Annotated in this window: 11 protein-coding genes; 8 read left to right on the top strand and 3 right to left on the bottom strand. The window is 50.5% G+C overall.

Annotated features, from left to right (window positions below; genetic code table 11):
* Nucleotides 1-10: 10 nt before the first annotated feature.
* Nucleotides 11-3,139 carry a SusC/RagA family TonB-linked outer membrane protein gene (locus GS398_RS12305; protein WP_160907046.1) on the bottom strand — a complete coding sequence of 1,043 codons (3,129 nt, stop codon included), beginning with the start codon at nucleotides 3,137-3,139 and terminating at the stop codon, nucleotides 11-13.
* 275 nt (nucleotides 3,140-3,414) lie between these two features.
* Between GS398_RS12305 and GS398_RS12300 the strand changes: the two genes are divergently transcribed.
* The 6 genes from GS398_RS12300 (at nucleotide 3,415) to GS398_RS12275 (ending at nucleotide 12,944) form a co-directional block, all read left to right on the top strand.
* Complete coding sequence (locus GS398_RS12300; protein WP_160907045.1) at nucleotides 3,415-4,122, top strand: DUF4397 domain-containing protein; 708 nt, start codon at nucleotides 3,415-3,417, stop codon at nucleotides 4,120-4,122.
* Nucleotides 4,123-4,263: 141 nt separating this feature from the next.
* Entirely contained in the window at nucleotides 4,264-5,442 is a 1,179-nt protein-coding gene (locus tag GS398_RS12295) for an SGNH/GDSL hydrolase family protein (protein WP_160907044.1), read from the top strand.
* Nucleotides 5,443-5,666: 224 nt separating this feature from the next.
* Complete coding sequence (locus GS398_RS12290; RefSeq protein WP_160907043.1) at nucleotides 5,667-9,050, top strand: ThuA domain-containing protein; 3,384 nt, start codon at nucleotides 5,667-5,669, stop codon at nucleotides 9,048-9,050.
* Nucleotides 9,051-9,429: 379 nt separating this feature from the next.
* Nucleotides 9,430-11,784 (top strand): TonB-dependent receptor, encoded by a 2,355-nt coding sequence (locus GS398_RS12285; RefSeq protein WP_160907042.1) that lies wholly within the window; start codon nucleotides 9,430-9,432, stop codon nucleotides 11,782-11,784.
* A gap of 10 nt (nucleotides 11,785-11,794) precedes the next feature.
* The gene (locus tag GS398_RS12280) at nucleotides 11,795-12,172 is read left to right on the top strand and encodes a transmembrane 220 family protein (RefSeq protein ID WP_160907041.1); all 378 of its coding nucleotides are present in this window, start codon (nucleotides 11,795-11,797) and stop codon (nucleotides 12,170-12,172) included.
* Between the two features lie 67 nt (nucleotides 12,173-12,239).
* Entirely contained in the window at nucleotides 12,240-12,944 is a 705-nt protein-coding gene (locus GS398_RS12275; protein WP_160907040.1) for a DUF4397 domain-containing protein, read from the top strand.
* Between the two features lie 256 nt (nucleotides 12,945-13,200).
* On the opposite strand, the gene GS398_RS12270 is transcribed toward GS398_RS12275, so the two are convergent.
* The gene (locus GS398_RS12270) at nucleotides 13,201-13,377 is read right to left on the bottom strand and encodes a hypothetical protein (RefSeq protein ID WP_160907039.1); all 177 of its coding nucleotides are present in this window, start codon (nucleotides 13,375-13,377) and stop codon (nucleotides 13,201-13,203) included.
* A gap of 445 nt (nucleotides 13,378-13,822) precedes the next feature.
* On the opposite strand from GS398_RS12270, the gene GS398_RS12265 reads away from it, so the two are divergent.
* Together GS398_RS12265 and GS398_RS12260 are read left to right on the top strand one after the other, a co-directional pair.
* Nucleotides 13,823-14,485 (top strand): sensor histidine kinase, encoded by a 663-nt coding sequence (locus GS398_RS12265; protein WP_160907038.1) that lies wholly within the window; start codon nucleotides 13,823-13,825, stop codon nucleotides 14,483-14,485.
* Entirely contained in the window at nucleotides 14,482-15,204 is a 723-nt protein-coding gene (locus GS398_RS12260; protein WP_160907037.1) for a LytR/AlgR family response regulator transcription factor, read from the top strand. The genes GS398_RS12265 and GS398_RS12260 overlap by 4 nt, the downstream gene beginning before the upstream one ends.
* Here the strand turns inward: GS398_RS12260 and GS398_RS12255 are convergent.
* Nucleotides 15,201-18,215, bottom strand: a complete 3,015-nt coding sequence (locus GS398_RS12255; RefSeq protein ID WP_160907036.1) for a lantibiotic dehydratase — start codon at nucleotides 18,213-18,215, stop codon at nucleotides 15,201-15,203. The two genes, GS398_RS12260 and GS398_RS12255, sit on opposite strands and share 4 nt — an antisense overlap.
* Nucleotides 18,216-18,269 lie beyond the last annotated feature (54 nt).

The raw sequence follows: 18,269 nt of genomic DNA, 5'->3' as shown, positions 1-18,269 counted from the left end.
ATCATAGCTGTTAGAATTTAACATTCAGGCCAAAGGTTACGCCCCTGGTACCCGGAGTTACGGCATTATAAAAACCCTGGCCGTTGGTGTTGCCAAGGAGGGCCCCTTCAGGATCGCCAAAGCTGAAGTCAGACTTGGTCCACAGGTTACGCCCGGTTACTGAGAAGTTCACGGCATCGAACGTCGATTTTGCGAGGATTTTTTTACCCAGCGTGTAACTGAGGGTAACCTCTCTTAACTTGATGAAGCTGCCATCTTCAACGAAATTCTGATCGATGGAGGAATACCAGTTCTGGTAGTAAGCCTGGTCGCGCTTGATCTTCACGTCGTTCTGTTTACCGGTGGTCTCGTTTACGCCATCGTAGGTATACATGGTGTTGCGGTTAGCCGTAACCGCCGAGGTGCCGTAGAAGGTAGAGTAGTATAAGTCGAAGTTCATGATGTCCCCGCCTTTGCGCACATCGAGCAAGCCGGAGAGCGTGAGCCCTTTATATGACATGCTGCTGCGGAAACCGGCATTCCATTTCGGGGTGGCATTGCCGATAGGGCCGAGCTCGTCGGCGAGTACGGGCAGTCCGTCGTCGTCAATCAGCAATTTACCTTCGGCATTGTGTTTAAAGCCCTGGCCCCAGATCACGCCGTAACCGTAGTTTTTATCGGCCCTGATCTGCGGCGACGAAAATCCGCCGAGGAAGATGTTGTCTACGCCTTCGGCGATCGATTTGAGTTTATACTTGTTCCTGCCAAAGTTTACGGCCAGGTTCCAGCTAAAGTCTTTGGTCTTAACCGGGGAGCCAGTCATGATCAGCTCGATCCCTTTGTTGGAGATCTCACCGGCGTTGGCAGTCCTAACGGCATAACCGCTGGCAGCGGAGATCTCCTGCTGCAGGATCTGCGACTCGCTCGTTTTATCGTAGTAGGAGAAGTCGACGCCCAGGCGGTTGTTTAAGAAACGGAGATCGGTACCCACTTCTATTTCTGTTACGATCTCTGGTTTCAAACGGTTATTTGCCAGCAGGTCGGAGGTCTGGAACCCGTTCACGCCATTGTAAGGGAATGCGATATTCCCTCTTCGGCCGTCGCCGGGGTTTGCCTGTGTGAAGGTTTGATTAGTAAGGTATTCAGATGCATCATTACCTGCCTGGGCATACGATAGCCGGACCTTTCCGTAAGGAAGGTATTTGTTTCCCGACATTCCCAGGAGATCCGTGAATACAAAACCCGCCGATACCGATGGATAGAAATAAGAGTTATCGCCTGTGGGGAGGGTTGACGACCAGTCGTTACGAGCCGTGGCACTCAGGAACAGGTAGTTTTTATAGTCGAACGTTACGCTGGAATAAACCCCAACCAGCCTTCTCTTAGAATCGGCTTGCAGCGACTCGGTAGTTTCTGCGTTGGTGATGTCGTAGAAGTTAGGGATGCTCAGGTTTAAGCCGCGGATGGTCCTGCGGGCGTAATTCCGAGAGTTGATGTTGTTCCCGATCAGTCCCGAAAAGGTGATATCCGGGCTGATCTTTTTGTCGGCGGTTAAGATCAGGTCGTTGTTAAACTGGGCTCTTTTAATGAGCGATTCATACATTCTCCCGTTGGGGATGCTGATGGTACCGATGTTTACCTGTTCCCGCTGCTCATCTGTGTAGGTATCGACACCAATGCGGTTAGTGAGCTTTAACCAGGGCAGGATCTTCACGGATGATTCGTTGGATGCGATCAGCCTGTCGACGCTGCTTGGCATCAGGATGTTATTTACCAGCCAATAGGGGTTGTTGAACCCGGTGGCGGTGCTCCAGGAAAGGTTGCCGAACTTTTCGTACGCGTCTTTGCTGTCGAAATTAATGGGTGCAAAGTTTAACGAATACAGGAACGAGCGCTTGGTATTTCCTTCGGGCATACGCTTGTTGGCGGAGTTGATGTAGTTTACCGAAGTGCTGGTAGTAAACGCCTCGGTTAGCTGCGAGGAGAAGCTTGCCGTAACGCTGTTGCGCTTAAAGTCGTTATTCTTTACGATTCCTTCCTGGTTTACGTTAGAATACCCGAGTATGTAGGTGGTTTTGTCGTTACCGCCGCTAAGCGAAATGGAGTTGTTGTAAACGCTTCCGGTCTGGTAGAAGGATTTTCGCGGATCGAGCACGGTAGGCCGGCCTACGGCTGCGATCACGGCTGCGCTTACCGAATCTTTGTGCGGCCCCCAGCTTGCCGTACTTTGTGTAGCGCCGCCGGCTGCTTCAGAATAGCCACCCGCACTTGCCGGCAGTCCATTTTTGTACAGGCCCAGGCTTCCGCCTAAATAGGAGGTCTGGTACCCGGTCGTATACGCATTGTCTGCGGCATAACTCGAAGAGAAGGATATTTTAGGGAACTTACCGCTGCTTTTTTCGCCTTTCTTAGTGGTGATAAGCACCACGCCGAAGGCGCCCCTCGATCCGTAAATGGCGGTGGCAGAGGCGCCCTTAAGTACGGTGACGTTTTCGATGTTAGCGGGGTCGATGTCGATCCCGCGGTTACTGCCGTATCCGTTAAAGAGGGCGCTTTCTGTCGCTTCGCCGATGGCCCTGTTGGTGGAATTGTCCACCGGGATGCCGTCGATCACGAATAACGGCTCATTGTTGCCGGTTAGTGAAGTGTTACCGCGGATAACGATCCGTGACGATGAACCTGCCTGCCCGCCCGAGTTATTAATGGATACGCCGGCTACTTTACCAGAGAGCGCGTTGACGATGTTCGTTTCGCGTGATTGTACGACCTCGGCCGGGTCGACCGACTGAACGGAGTATGTAAGCGCTCTTTTGGCTCTTTGGACACCGAGGGCGGTTACCACCACTTCACCAAGCAGCTTGCTGTCGGGTACGAGGGATACGTTGATCACATTGTCTGCTCCTGCCGCGATTTCCTGCGTGGCATAGCCGATGTAGGTAAAAGTGAGTGTTCCGTTGCCGGCCGGCAGGGCCAGCTGGTACTTGCCGTCTGCGTTGGTTTGCACACCGGTGGTGGTGCCTTTCAGCCTGACCGATACTCCAGGGAGCGGTAGTCCGTCGTCTTTTCCGATCACTGTTCCGGTAATGGTCCGGTTTTGAGCAAATGCGTAACCAACGGTTAGCAGGCTCAAAAAAAATAGGGTGAGTAATTTTTGTTTCATAAGTTCTGTGTTTACTTTTTAAAAGCTTTTGTCATCATTTATAAAGGAGATTTCGTAAAACCCTAAGGTTGGAAATTAACGGGCAGCAGGATGTGCGAAACCCACCAAGTTAAGCGGACGAGAAGTTAATGTTAAGTTTTGATGGGGATTTTAGCTCATAGGAGAAATAGGAAATAGACCGTACTTCCCAAATACGCTTGTCGCGTTACACTAATTAATACTTGCTGCCGAAAATGATCGTTCTAATTAGATCAACTATTTATGAAAGAGATCATATGAAATCCAATTTATTAAAGAACAGGTTAAATCTTAGAGGTTTAATGCTGTTCGGCGCGGCGGCCGCGTTTTTTTTATCGGTAGCAGCAGGGTGCAAGTCGGACATAGATGATGCGACGCCGCAAGAGGCGGCGGCTTTTAATGTGTACAACGCCTCCCCGGGCCCGCTGGCGGTGAATTTTTACCTCGATAACCTGCTGGTGAACGGTCCGGCGCTGGCCTTTACGCAGCAGAGCGACTATATCCTGGCATATACCGGCCAGCGGAAGTTCGACATAACGGTTGGCGGTACCAACCAGGTGTTGGCTACGCAAACCCTCAGTTTCACTAACAACCATTATTATACTGCATTTATCGCCGGCTCCAACAGCGCACCGGTAGTGGTAGTCACAGACGATGATCTTGCTGCGCCGGCAAGCGGTAAAGCGAAGATCCGCCTGGTGCAAATGATCCCTGATGCCACATCGGTAGACCTGAACGTTTCCGGCGGGGCCACGCTATTTGCCGATCAGGCTTTTAAATCGGCCTCGGCATTCGCCGCTATCGATCCGGGTACGTATAATTTTACGGTTCAGGCCAGTGACGCAGCTTCGGCGGCGCTCAACAACATCACCATACAAGCGGGTAAAAGCTATACGGTAGTTGCCAGGGGAATGATCGCCGGGAACGGCGATTTCGGCGTTGGGGGAAGCGTTTATTCCAGGTAACGGTGAGTTGCTGGCATTTAATGTAACAGAAGGGTTACAATTTTAAAAATAAGTTGCTGGTTGTCAGTAAATAACTATTTGGTGTAATTTAGCAAGGTGTAATGTTTTCGCTATCTTCAGCACATTAATCTGCCCCAAGTTATGTTTAAACACCGTGGTTCTTTACTGTTACTTACTTACCTGGTTATCAGTTTCTCTGCCTGCAGCAAGAAACCCAAAGACCCTGAGCCTGATGGAATTGACCATACAGACAACTCGCCGCTAACTGCAAATACGGACCAGTTAAAGACCTGGACCGCCTGGAAGAGTTCCAAAAATTCGCGGTTCGACATGGTATTTATCGGGGACTCCTACATACAGGCAAATTTCTTTGCTTATAAGGTACACGACGCGTTGCTTAGCGGCAGTTTTGCCGATGGCGGGCCGGGATATTGCAGTTTTGCGCGATGGAATGCCGATTTGCTTAACTCGATAGACGGTTCTATCGATAATGATCAGCTCACGTTTACTTACGAGCCGGCAAAATGGACGTCGAGCACGGCCGGGGCAGCAACATTAGGACCTTGCGGCTATGTAACAAGCAAAGCTGCCAATGCACCGATCCAGGTCATTGGGAAAGTTCCGTTGGCCTCCCTTACATTGGAATATGAAAAACATCCGAACGCGGGTGAATTCCGGTATAGGTTGAACGGCGGCAGCTGGATAACGGTTGATGAGTCTGCGGCAACCCAGGCAGTGGGAACGCTGGATATCGACGTTTCGGGCGCCGGAAGCAACTTTACCGTTGATATAGAGCCGCTAAAAGCAGGTGAGATCTTTTTTGGCGTGTTAGGGAGGCGCACAGGTAATGTGCTGGCTTTTCATAAACTGGGTATCGGCGGCGCCACCGCCGGCGTATTCGCGCAAAGCACGTTGTGGAGTACCTCTACCTCGCTCATGACTCCCAAAACCGCTATTCTTCTATTTGGGACCAATGAGATGGATGGGAACATCAGTCCGGCGGAGATGAAGGTGACCATGCAGAACCTCGTTGATAAGGTACGCCAGATGAACGCTGCCTGCGATATTATGATCGTCTGTCCGCCGGAAACGAAGTTGCAGAAAGAAGATCCGCGTAAATATAAGCTGGGCGATTACGCAAATATGCTCTACCAGCTGGCGCTGGATAACCAGGCGGCATACCTGAACCTATCCAAGGTTTTAGGGCCATTCAGCCAGGCTTCTGTCGACCAGGGGCTGATGTCTGACGATCGCCTGCATCCCGGGGCAAAGGGCAGCGATAAAATAGCAGACGCGATTCTCGCCATCTTAAATAAGTAGGATCGTGTACAGAGCTTAAGGTTCACGTGAAGGGCGCAGCGTTTTTCGCAAGGGTCGCAAAGTTAATCTCTGCGCCTTTGTGTGAACCGTTGCGTCTTTTGCGTAGCCCCGTCACCTAAATTCCAATAAAAAATACACGACAGTACAGGACAGTTTTATATCTTGCAGCCACTAATCATTAAAGATCCACCTGCAATCGTTTGCATGAAACACCCTGGCTGCTGATGAAAATTTTACGTAACTTGTTGCTTCCCGGCCTTATACTGGTAGCGCTGTATTCGTTTAATAAATGGTATTTACCCGCAAAACCGCGCGTGTTGGTTTTTAGTAAAACGACCGGTTTCAGGCACGGCTCCATTGAAGCCGGTAAAGCCGCCCTGGTAAAAATGGGGAATGAACAGGGCTTTTTGGTAGACACCACCGAAAATGCCGATTGGTTTACCGAAGATTCGCTGAAGCATTATGCGGCGGTGATCTTCCTGAGCACTACCGGGAATGCCTTAAACGGGATCCAGCAGGCAGAGTTTGAACGTTACATCCAGGCGGGAGGCGGCTACGTAGGCGTACACGCCGCCGCGGATACGGAATATGACTGGCCGTGGTACGGGAAACTGGCAGGCGGCTGGTTCCTGAGCCACCCGAAACAACAGGAAGCGGTGATAAATGTAGTGAACGGTGACAATATCGCCACCAAACATTTACCGGCTGCCTGGAAGCGCTTCGACGAGTGGTACAACTATAAAGATCTCAACCCTGATGTAACGGTCCTTCTCAAGCTGGATGAGAAAAGCTATGAGGGTGGTAAGAACGGCGACAATCACCCGATCGCCTGGTTTCATGCCTTTGATGGCGGACGGGCATTTTATACCGGTCTTGGTCATACAGATGCGTCGTACCAGGAACCGCTTTTTCTTGCTCACCTGCTTGGGGGAATTAAATACGCCATCGGCGGGCAGCCGCTCAACTACGCCAATGCCAAAACAGCACGTGCACCCGATAACAATCGCTTCGTAAAAACCACGCTTACGCAGGGAACTTTATACGAACCTACTGAAATTGCCGTGCTGCCGAACCTCGACGTGCTGATCTCGCAACGCAGGGGCGAACTGATGTTATATAAGAACGAAACAAAGCAGGTGAAAAGCGCCGGCGCTCTCGACGTATACGCAAAGACTAAAGTGAATACCAGCGTAAACGCCGAAGAAGGGTTACTGGGCATTGCCGCCGACCCCGATTTCGCGTTGAATAAGTTTGTGTACGTTTTTTACAGCCCGGCAGATACCTCGGTGAACCGGCTGTCGCGGTTTAAGTTTGTGAACGACCAGCTGGATAAAAGCTCGGAAAAGATCATCCTCCAGTTTTATTCGCAGCGGGAGATCTGCTGCCATACCGGCGGGTCCATCGCTTTTGGGCCGGGAAAAACGCTCTTTGTGTCAACCGGCGATAATTCGACCCCGTTTGATGCACCGAAGGAGAAATTTGTGAATAAAGGCTACGCGCCGATGGATAACCGCGAAGGCCTGCACCAATATGATGCCGGTCGCTCCTCTGGAAATACCAACGATTTGCGCGGTAAGATCCTCCGCATCGTGGTAAATTCCGATGGTAGCTATAAGATCCCGCAAGGTAACCTTTTCCCGGAAGGCACCGGTAAGACGCGCCCGGAGATCTATGTAATGGGCGACCGTAATCCTTACCGGATCGCGGTGGACCAGGAAAGCGGGTACCTTTATTGGGGAGAAGTGGGGCCTGATGCGCAGGGCGACGATCCTGCCCGCGGCCCGCGTGGTTACGATGAGGTGAACCAGGCACGCAAGGCCGGTTATTTCGGCTGGCCGTACTTTATCGGCAATAACATCCCGTATAACTATTACGACTACAAAACCGGTGAAAGCGGGGCGAAATTCGACCCGGCAAAGCCGATGAATATTTCTGTGAACAACACCGGGTTAAAGGATCTTCCGCCCGCGCAGCCGGCCTTTATCTGGTATCCTTACGGCAAGTCGAAGGAGTTTCCGGATGTAGGAGATGGCGGCCGTACCGCGATGGCCGGGCCTGTTTACCACAGCGGCAAATACCCGGCGGCCACCCGTTACCCTTCATACTATGATGATAAGCTGTTTATTTATGAGTGGGTAAGGAATTGGATAAAGGTAGTGACCATGAAAGAGAACGGGGATTACACAGGCATGGAGCCATTTATGCCGGGCCTGCCGCTTTCGGCGCCGGTAGACATGGAGCTCGGTCCCGACGGGCGCTTATACGTGCTCGAGTACGGGAAAGGCTGGTTTGCTAAAAATGCCGATGCAGGCCTGTCGCGGATCGATTACCTCGCCGGCAATCGTCCGCCGGAAGTGAAACAAGTAACACTCAGCCAAACCAGCGGGCTGCTGCCGTTCACCATTACCGCAAAGGCAGAAGTTACCGACCCTGACCGGGATGCCGTTACCTACGTATGGAACCTTGGCAACGGGATTCGCAGAACCACCACCACGCCGACGATCAGATACACATACACCAGGGCCGGCGCATACCCGGTGAGCGTGCAGGTATTGGATCCGAAGAAAGCGTCGGCGAAAAGCGACGTCACCACGGTTTACGCCGGGAACGCCCAACCTGAAGTGAGCATAGCCTTGTCGGATAACCAGACTTTCTATTTCCCGGGTAAGCCGGTAAGTTATTCCGTAGCGGCAACTGATAAGGGCGCCGTGGTAACGAAAGCCAATATTTACGTTTCTAACTCTTACCGGGAAGGTATGGACATGGCCGGCGCTGCGTTGGGTCACCAGGTAGTGGCCGATAACCTCGCCGGGAAGGCGTTAATGCAGAAATCTGATTGTATGACCTGTCATAAGATCGATACCAAATCGATCGGGCCGGCATTTACGCAGGTGTCGGCAAAATATAAGGACAATGCCGATGCCATGACTCACCTCTATAACAAGATCCTGAAAGGCGGCGGCGGCGTTTGGGGAGAGGTGCCCATGCCTGCCCATGCCAGCATGCCGGTGGCCGATGCCAAAAAGATCGTGGAATGGGTGCTTTCGTTAAATAACCAGGAAGCTGCAAAACCATCGCTTCCGCTGGCCGGAAAGATCGTTCCGGAGCAGCAGGTAAAAGATAGGCGTATAATGGTGATCCAGGCTTCTTATGCCGACCGTGGCGCCTCCGGTGTGAAACCATTAACCGGGAATGCCGCGGTATACCTGCGCAGCAACTTGTTAGATGCCGCTGAGCTGAAGACCCCGGCAGGGTTAGCCGTCCGCGACTCATCCGGCAATAAGTATCTGGTTTTCCCGGAGAAAACGGGCTCCTTTAAAACGGGGGCGATCGATCTTTCGAACATCGGAAGCATAAACCTGACCGGTTTCTCGCGCGGCGATGCGGCAAGTTATACAGTTGAAGTAAGGCTCGATAAGGAAAATGGCGCATTGATAGGCCATGCGACCTGGAACATTCCTGCAGCCAAACAAGCCGTAAACCTACGGGTACCTCTTCAGCCGGCGGCTGATAAAAAACTGCACGACGTGTATGTGGCCATTAAATCGGCGGGTACCGGCGTTAAGCAAAAACCATTGTTAAAAACGATGGTAGTGGAGCATTTATAAGTCCTGTGTTATCGCTGCAGCGTTGTTTGCGGATTGCTTTGCAGGTTGGTATTACAGGAATTTATGAGGCCTGATCCGAGCAACATCGCCAGGAACAGAGAAAAAAGCCGGAATTTATAATCGGCTGATCTTTTTGGGTAAGTACGGGTTCTTTTCATAGTGTATCTGTTTGTGATCACCAGTGCAAAAAGTGCACCAAATCAGGGAGTTGTCATATCATAGCGGGAAAAAGGCTATCGGATGCATTATGAAAAATTATCTGTAGTATTTGGTAGACACAGTAATATACATTTCATAAATCGTTACACTATTTTTACCTCGCGCGACAAGGCGAAATGATAAATAGTTGCTTAATTTGCCTGCTTAAACAATTTAGCACATGCTTAAAAAAATCCTACTTTTTGTGCTTGCCGTCGGTTTTTCGGTTACTGCAAGTGCACAGCTTGTTTCCCTTTCGGGAAAGGTTACTACGTCTTCTTCCGCCGGCATCAGCGGCGCAACGGTTAATATTTTGAACACGGGCTTCACGGCTATCACGGGCAGCTCGGGCTCATTTTCGATCAATAAGGTTCCGGCCGGTACTTACGAGGTGCAGGTGAGCGCCTTCGGATATGCCGCCGCTACCCGGCGTGTGGTGCTGAAGAACGCCGACGCGCAGCCGGACTTCGTGCTGCGTGAGCAGACCTTACAGCTGGACGAAGTAGTAGTTACCGCCCAAAAGAGGGAAGAGTCGCTGCAATCCATCCCGGCCAGTATTTCCGTCCTTTCCGCTAAAAAGGTGCAGGATTACCGGATCTGGAATACCCGCGACCTTAGCGCACTGGCGCCGAACCTGTATTCGGCCGGCCCTGGCGATAACCGCAACATCACCGCTATCCGCGGGATTTCGACCACTTCTTATGACCAGGCCGTAGCGACTTATGTGGATGGCGTTAACCAGTTCGGTCTCGATACTTACATCGCGCCGTTACAGGATGTTGAGCGTATCGAAATATTACGCGGCCCGCAAGGAACCTTGTATGGCAGAAACGCGATGGGCGGGGTGATTAACATCATCACCAGGCAACCTGGAAGCAAGCCGGGCTTTTTTATAGAAGAGTCTTTTGGTAATTACGGGCAGCAGCGGCTTACCGGCGGCTTGCGTGTGCCGGTGGTAAAAGACAAGTTGTTTTTTGGCGCTTCCGGCCTCTACTCGGGCCTCGGCGGGTTTTATACCAATTCGTTTAACAATTCCAAGTTTGACAAACAGCATTCTACCATGGGTAACTATTACCTGAAGTGGCTTGAAAGCGACCAGTTAACCATTACCCTTAACGTAAAGCATAATGCAAACAGGAACCTGGGAACCTTTCCGCTGGCATCGAGTATTAATGATGCCCTAGAGAACCCGTTCACGTTAAACCAGGACGCACAAACCAGGCTGATCGACAACATCTTTAACACCTCGCTTTCTTTAAACTATTCGGGAAGTAAAGTTAATTTCAGCTCGCAGACCGCTTACCAATACAATAACCGGTATTATAAAACCCCGATCGACGGTGATTTTTCGCCCATTGACGGCGTTACCGTGGTGAACAACTACGGCAATGACTGGAATCATGTAAAGGTATTTACCAACGAGTTCCGGTTAAGTTCGCCGGCATCGTCGGCCTCCGACTTTAAATGGACCGCCGGAACGTTCACCTTTATCCAGGAAACCCCTGTAAAACAGGGAACGCACTTTGGTAAAGACGGAGGCTTGCTTGGGGCGCCGTTCCCTAACTTCACGGCTATTAATATTAACAACGGCAGTGCATCCGGGGCGGCGTTTTTTGGCCAGTTCACCTACACGCTCGCGCCGAAGCTGGACCTTACCGCGGGCATGCGTTATGACTACGAGCATAAGCGGCAGGCAGTGAGGGGAGAGTTCCAGCCAGATGGTACGGATGCGATAATAACACGCCCGGATACCTCCGGGATAGCTGATTTCCATGCAGTATCACCTAAGGTGAGCCTTGCTTACAAGTTTTCTGACCGGCATAATTTATATGGATCTTATAGCCGTGGCTTCCGTGCAGGCGGTTTCAGCCAGTTGTCGTCCGACCCTTCGCAGCCACCTTTGTATGCGTATGAGCCGGAATACAGCAACAGCTTCGAGGTTGGGTTTAAGAACTCGCTCGCCAACCACCGGCTGCAGTTGAATTTAACCGCATTTTATACCGCCGTACGTAATGCACAGGTGCCCACCCTGGTATTGCCCGATGCCATTACCGTTACCCGCAACGCCGGTAAGCTGAACAGCAAAGGCGTGGAGCTGGAATTGTCTGCTGCGCTGGGCCAGGGATTTAATGTCGACTATAACGCGGGTTATACCGACGCCACCTATAAAAGCCTGGTTGTGCCGTCAAACGGTGCCGCGGTAAATCTCGATGGCACGAGGCAGGTGTTCACCCCTAAAATGACTTCGATGTTAGGTGCGCAATATACCCGCCAGCTGGGTAAAAGCGTAAGGATGTTGCTGCATGGCGACTGGAAGTACCTGACCAACCAGTATTTCGATCTTGCAAACCAGCAGGAGCAACCGGGCTATAACCTGTTTAATGCAAGGGCAGGCGCGTATGTTGGCGTGGTAGAAGTATTTGTTTGGGGCAGCAATCTCGGCGATAAAACCTATGTTGATTACGCGTACGATTTCGGCGCCGCACACCTTGGTAATCCACGCACGTATGGCGTATCCCTGGGAATGAAATTTTAACTGTTTGGCAATGAAAGCTTTCAATATCACTTTCTGTGTGCTGTTTATATTGTGTGCCGCGCTGCAGTATAACGATCCGGATCCTTATGTCTGGGTGCCGATCTACCTCTACGGCGCCTGGTTATGTTTCGAAGCTTCACGTAATAAGTTTTATCCAAGGGGCTACCTGGCCGGGATGGCGGTTTACCTCGTTTATGCCGCATACCTGTTCTTTGATAAGACGGGCGTACTCGACTGGTACCAGGAACATAACGCAGAAAACATCGCGCAATCCATGAAGGCCACCAAGCCCTGGGTAGAGGAAACCAGGGAGTTTGGGGGATTGCTGATATTGATCATCGCATTGGCAATAGACTGGGTTTGGAGCGCACGTAAGCTGCGCACCTAACCCGGTTTTTCATTTATTTTTCATCTTCTGCGGATAACTTGCCTCACTAAATCTTAAAGTCAGCTACATGAAAATTAATTTACCCGCCGTCAAATCACGGGCGTTAGCTATGGTGTTGATGCTTGCCGGCACTGCCTCCCTGTTAATTTCTGCTTGTGTTAAATCATCGGACGAGCAACCCATGCTGTACACTGCGCTCCAGGTGGTAAATGCTTCGCCGGGGCTTCCGGCCATCGATCTCTTTTTTAACAATAACCGCGTAAATGGAGACCGTGAGATAAACTATAAGGATACCATCTCTTACAAGAGCTTTATCCAGCAAACGGCAAACATCGTGATCAAGAAGCATTTCTCTTCTACCGCGTATATAAACCAGAACATTACGTTCGATGGGGCTAAATATTATACGTTGTTCCTGATCGGTAAACCGGATTCTCTTACTTACGTTATTACCGAAGACAATACCACCATTCCTGATGCCGGGAATGCCCGGGTGCGCTTTTTACACCTGGCACATGATACGCCTGCATTGGAAATGCGGCTGGGAGCCAACAAGCTCTTTTCAGGAGCTGCGTACAAGTCGGCTTCTCCATACTCGCTGGTGGTACCGGGCACGTATACGCTGGGGCTATACAAGTCGGGCACAGATCAGCTCCTGTCGCAGCAATCCGTTACCATTAAAGACAAAAAGATCTATACTATTTATGCAGCCGGGTATACTACGAATGCGGTAGATTCGCTAAAAATGAGCGCAAAGGTGTTAGAGTACTAAAAGGACTTTACAGCCATGCGTTAACAGGCGCAGGATGACATGATCTGTCAATCCTGCGCCTGTTCTGTTTTAATCGCTTTAGGCGACGGGTGAGGCGTTAACCAGGTAATTAATGATGTTAATCCGGTAACTGTTAATCAGAGCGAGGTTGAGTAATATTCTTTAAGGCAGTAAAATGACGTCCGGCGCCAGCAAAGTTCTTCGGTGAAATCGTTAAGAACTATGCTGGTGCCGGGCTTGTGGTGTAGATCAAACGTTAATTAGGGCAAGTATCGCTGGGTAATTTCGTGTCGTCACAAATTGCAGTTGAAATAGTTGTTAGCGTGAAGGTGCCGGGGTCTGTAGTGCTGCGATAGCCCTGGATTTCGTTTTTTCCAAATTTAAATAAGCTCTTGACTTCGAGGTTTAATTTTTGTTTTGACAGTGTTTTCATGTTATATTTATTTATATCTAAAGATAACTTTTTGAGCTGTGACGCATGCGCGTTTTACATGAAATAACGGTTTGTAATGATGAAAAATAGCTCCATGAATACCGCGGTAAAACCCGCTAAAGTTTTTGATTTTCCCTTAAAATATCATCTTGCCGGGTGGTTGATTTTTCTTTTATATGAGAAGTCGGCCTATCTTTTCATTATACATGATTTTTCCAAAATATCAGGTTACCTGGCTTATGATGCCGTGAATGTTTTTCTTGTATATTCAAATATCTATATCATCAGGTGGGGCGTGAAAAGAACGGCCAGGCCTGCATTTACTGTCCCCCTGTTAATGTTTGCGGAATTGTCGGCGTATGTTTTGTTGTCAATCCTGGCAGGAGTTTTACTCTTATACCTTCTCGGCGCTGAAATTTCTAACGCAGTTACAAGTGTATCAGTCGTGCGAACTGCCTGGCGCGGCGTCTATTTCCTCCTCCTCAGTACCGGCTACTGGTTGGCCACGCGTACCGTAGACCAGCAACGGGAGATCCAGGCTACCCGCAATGCCTTCCTGCAATCGCGGTTAAGCCCTCATTTACTGTTTAATACGCTTAATTATGTGTACGATTGTGTGTATGGGGTTTCGGCCGAAGCTGCGAAAGCGGTGATGTTATTGTCGAACGTGATGCGGTTTTCGCTGAGCAAAGTTTCTGCCGAAGGCAAAATAAAACTGGTTGATGAAGTCGAGCAGGTGCAGCACTTGATTAACCTTCACCAGCTACGGGTAAACAATCGATTGAATATCGATACGCATTTCGGGATCGATGACAATGAGGCCGAAATTATTCCACTGGTTATTCTCTCGCTGGTGGAGAACGTGTTTAATCATGGTAATTTTTCGGAGCCCGGTAAAAAGGCGTTCATCGGCATTTCGTTAAAAGATGGCCGGTTTGAATTTAGAAGCGTGAACCATAAAAAAGAGTTCGACCGGGCCGGTTTTGGTACAGGAATTTCTAACAATAAAAGCCGCCTGGAGAGTTATTATTCAAAGAAATTTTCGTTATCTTTAGTCGACACACCTATTACCTACGAGGTAAAATTGACCATCGACCTAAGACCATGAAAACAATCACCTGTTATGTGATCGACGATGAATTTCGCGCGATCAGCCTCCTGTCTAAATTTATTGAAGAAACGCCGGGTTATGAATTAACAGGTTCGTCAGAAAATCCGATGGAGGCGTTGCCATTCATTTTATCGGCTCCGCCGGACTTGCTGCTGGTTGATATCCATATGCCGCAGATCTCGGGACTCGACTTTTCGAAGATGGTGCCAAAGCAAACCGCCCTGGTCTTTACGACGGCTTACGCCGAGCACGCCATCCGGGCATTTGACCTGAAGGCAACGGACTACCTGTTAAAGCCCTTTACTTATGAGCGGTTTATCGAGGCCGTCACCCGTGTTTGGCAGCCCGCCGAAAGCCCGGTAAACCAGTATAGTGACGATTACTTTTTTATAAAAGTAGAGATGAAAGGAAAGCTGGTACAAGTAGCCTACGAAGAGATCAATTACGTGGAAGCCGCGCAGAATTACCTCACCATTTTTTTAGATGATACCAAGTACCTGACTTACCTCACCATGAAGGAGATGGAGGCGCAATTTGAGGGGCGGCATTTTATGCGGATCCATAAATCGTATATCGTAAATATCCGTAAGATCAGTTCTGTACAAAACAGCGCGGTGATCCTGAAGAACAGGACGATGCTCCTGATCGGCACCAAGTACCGGGATGAGTTTATGAAGCAGGTATCGCTGAAGACCCTGGTAAGCAAACGCGGTTAATGGCCGCGTTTGCGTGCTTTCTGATCGCCCAGGGTAAATTTGTACAGCACGTAGTAGGTGGTGAGCTCGAGCTTGCGGGAATCCTGCACGAAAATGCGGTTCATATGCATGTGCAGGATATCGCGGTAGCGTGCAATATGTTCAGCCGGTGGAAGCTTTGACGTAAGTTTCCGGAGTTGTTTTAACGAACCGCGTATCGCCGCAAAGCCCGACCCCAGTCTTAGTTGCGACAAGTAAGACTGATCTTTTAAGGCGGCTTCAAACTCCTTCCTGAACTTTCGGAACAGCTGATCAAAACTTACTTTCAACTCGCGTTGCCGGCCATATTCGGCCAGGAAACCCTTATAGGTGTGCTGTAAAAAGCTGAGTCTTTCCGTCTCATCGGGAAATAGTATCTTAACCTGCTCGTTCACGGTAACGAGGGCAAAACTGTAGTAGTTATATCGCGAGCGTCCCTCCTCAAATTTTTTTATGAATGTTGCCACCAGCACGCTGCTTCGGTAGAACAGGGTTTCGGTGATATCGATGGTGCGTTCGCCGTACCGCTCCAACTCGCGGACGTAAGTGTCCGTTTGGATCTTTTCCACCTGTTCGCCGTCTACGGCGTTGCCTAGCAGTTCATTGCATTTTTCGAGAAAGTGGGCTGCATCTGCCGGCGAAATTTTTAACCGCACCCTCAGGTGAAATGAGGGGTCCTGGTACCTGACAAAAAACCACTCCCTGCTTTTGCCGGTGCCAGCGATGGCGGGCACCAGGTAACCGGAAAGGATTTCATTCGAACGGTTGGGGTGACAGTATATTTTCAGGTATAGCCAACCGCTTCCGGGTACGAATTTACGTTTAGCAACATCGCTCTTTTTTAACTGGAACGTATAAGGGCGGTAAACCTGTTGGTTGCTGGTGGCACAAGTTAGGAACTGGTTGATGAACGGGTGTCCCTGTTGCCCTTTTACCAGCGCATCTTTTTCAAGGATGAATTCTTTCAGTACCACGCTTCCTGCGTTTTTAACCGTTTCCCAGAATAGCAATACATCCTGTTCGTTTTCGGTATCGAATACCAGCTGATGGTCATTCCTGGTAAGGGAGAAGTAGCGCGGCACGCCGTGTTCCCTGAAAAATCCCGGTTGGTCGCCGGTTAGCTGGGCTGCTTTGAAATGCCATGCGGCCAGGTGCAGGATGCTTTGCCGGTATTCTATCCGCGGGTAAAACCCAAGGCCAGGGAAGAGCCTGGTGAGATCGAGTGAGAAGCTGCTTTTCAGTCCCTGGAACTGCAGGTCGCATAAGAATCGAAACAGCGGCAGGTCATTACGCAGGTAATTAAATGCGGTGCTTAACCGCGGGATCACCCTCTTTTTTAAGCGCCCGGAATAAAGTACGAGCTCATTGTTCTTTACGGCGACAAACAGGTCGTTTAGCAGCAGTTGTTGTTGTGCGGGCAAGGCCGACTGGCAAAGTACGGGGATCTCGAGCTCGTGGATAACGGTACGCCGGTTGATGTTATCTGCGTGTGTATCGCAAAGGTGCACGATCTCCGCGAAGGCGATCCCGGGGTTGGCGGCTTGTTCCTGCCGGGCGAGTGTTTTCGCCACGCACGCCACCTCTTCGCTGAAAAGCGAAAAACGCCCGATCAGTGCGGTGGAGGTTGCACCGCCTGCCTGTTCGATAAGCACCTTGTCGTCAAAAACCCGGAACAGTACCGAAATCCCTGCAGGGTACGGGGAGGTGGGCTCCGGTAGCTGCATCAGGTCGGCATCCGACAGTTGAATGGTGGCCGGTTCGTTCTCCGCATTGGGATATTGTTTCCATTTTTGGAACAACAGGCGGTGGGTGGCGGTCCAGTGTAGTTTCTCGGGCGCCGGGTCTTCCTTTACGAACTGAACGGTTTCCAGGAGCTCGTCGGTATTACCTACTGCGTGCGAGTTCCCGTAGCCCACACCTGCTTCCGGGTCGAGCGCCAGGAGCAGCGGTATGGTCCTGCCTTCGAACTTTTGCTGAAATGCCTCTTTAAACCGTTCTATTGCCGGGTTGATCTCCGGGGCGGGCAGCAGCCGGTCGAGGCATCGGATACCGCTTTTTACGGAGGCCAGTATCGATTGATCCAGTACCGGGTTCATTACCTGGTGCTCATAGGCGCTGTAAAAGCATCCTTTACCCGGTACATCCAGCCCTGAAGCAGAAAGTTTATCCGCTATTCGTGCCGTAAGCGCCTTATCAGGCAAGTGATGACCGTATAACAAGGTGGTAAGTGTTTGTATGTTGTCGATGTCGCTGCCGGCGATACCCAGGTCCCGGCATTTTACAAGTAGGGAGATCTCATAGGAATCGCCGGTTATCGGTTGATCGTCAGCGCTTTCCAGTACCTGTTTAGCAGCCAGCGAATCGATATAATCCATCGCCTCCTGTTCGCTGCAGCCGGCTTTTTCGCAAATAAAGGCCGTAATTTCCCGGGTAGTGCGATACCCGCTGCAGAAGCTTAATATGCCCCGGATCAGCGGATTGCGTGCAAAGGAATCCAGGTTAAACTGGTAGCGGCTTTTACCCTGTACCTTTTGTGCAAACAAATACCGGTATTCCTGTCCCGGGGTATAAATCGTCGGGTTAACGCGGTATTGTGCGAACGGTTTGAGCCTGCTTTTGAGTATCTTACCGAGCGCTGCCGATAGCCCATGATCGGCATGCAGGTGCACCTTTCCGAATGGCGCTTTAATAGTGACCGGGCCTTCTTGCACTCCCCATTGCAGCACGGAAAACCCGGAGAACAGCCCGAAAGGTGTTGGCCTGAAGCACATGCGGTTTACGTATTTCATCAACGTGATTCGCTGGGCGCTGTTAAGCAGGCTCATCTCGAAACGGTTTTTCTCCAGCTCCTGGTAAAAGCTTTCGCTGGCGAGCAGTATCGCCGATTTAAAGAAGTCCGTGCGGCAGAGCGCCTCCGCATATGCCAGCGAGTAGTTCGCATAGCTGATAGCGGGGCTGCGCATCACCAGTTCGGGCAGGAAATGATAGTTCATGGTTGCTTGCTGCGGGTTATACCTTTTTACCACTGTTTGCTCATTGTTGGGGAG

It is taken from the genome of Hufsiella ginkgonis (genome assembly GCF_009834915.1).
Lineage (GTDB): Bacteria > Bacteroidota > Bacteroidia > Sphingobacteriales > Sphingobacteriaceae > Hufsiella > Hufsiella ginkgonis.
Note: the sequence above shows the minus strand (reverse complement) of the source record. Positions and strands in the feature narration are given on the sequence as shown.

What these genes read in the sequence shown, in the direction of transcription:
- GS398_RS12285 (WP_160907042.1), top strand. Translation starts at nt 9,430, where the DNA reads ATGCTTAAAAAAATCCTACTTTTTGTGCTTGCCGTCGGTTTTTCGGTT.
- GS398_RS12300 (WP_160907045.1), top strand. Translation starts at nt 3,415, where the DNA reads ATGAAATCCAATTTATTAAAGAACAGGTTAAATCTTAGAGGTTTAATG.
- GS398_RS12280 (WP_160907041.1), top strand. Translation starts at nt 11,795, where the DNA reads ATGAAAGCTTTCAATATCACTTTCTGTGTGCTGTTTATATTGTGTGCC.
- GS398_RS12260 (WP_160907037.1), top strand. Translation starts at nt 14,482, where the DNA reads ATGAAAACAATCACCTGTTATGTGATCGACGATGAATTTCGCGCGATC.
- GS398_RS12290 (WP_160907043.1), top strand. Translation starts at nt 5,667, where the DNA reads ATGAAAATTTTACGTAACTTGTTGCTTCCCGGCCTTATACTGGTAGCG.
- GS398_RS12270 (WP_160907039.1), bottom strand. Translation starts at nt 13,377, where the DNA reads ATGAAAACACTGTCAAAACAAAAATTAAACCTCGAAGTCAAGAGCTTA.
- GS398_RS12305 (WP_160907046.1), bottom strand. Translation starts at nt 3,139, where the DNA reads ATGAAACAAAAATTACTCACCCTATTTTTTTTGAGCCTGCTAACCGTT.
- GS398_RS12295 (WP_160907044.1), top strand. Translation starts at nt 4,264, where the DNA reads ATGTTTAAACACCGTGGTTCTTTACTGTTACTTACTTACCTGGTTATC.
- GS398_RS12275 (WP_160907040.1), top strand. Translation starts at nt 12,240, where the DNA reads ATGAAAATTAATTTACCCGCCGTCAAATCACGGGCGTTAGCTATGGTG.
- GS398_RS12255 (WP_160907036.1), bottom strand. Translation starts at nt 18,215, where the DNA reads ATGAACTATCATTTCCTGCCCGAACTGGTGATGCGCAGCCCCGCTATC.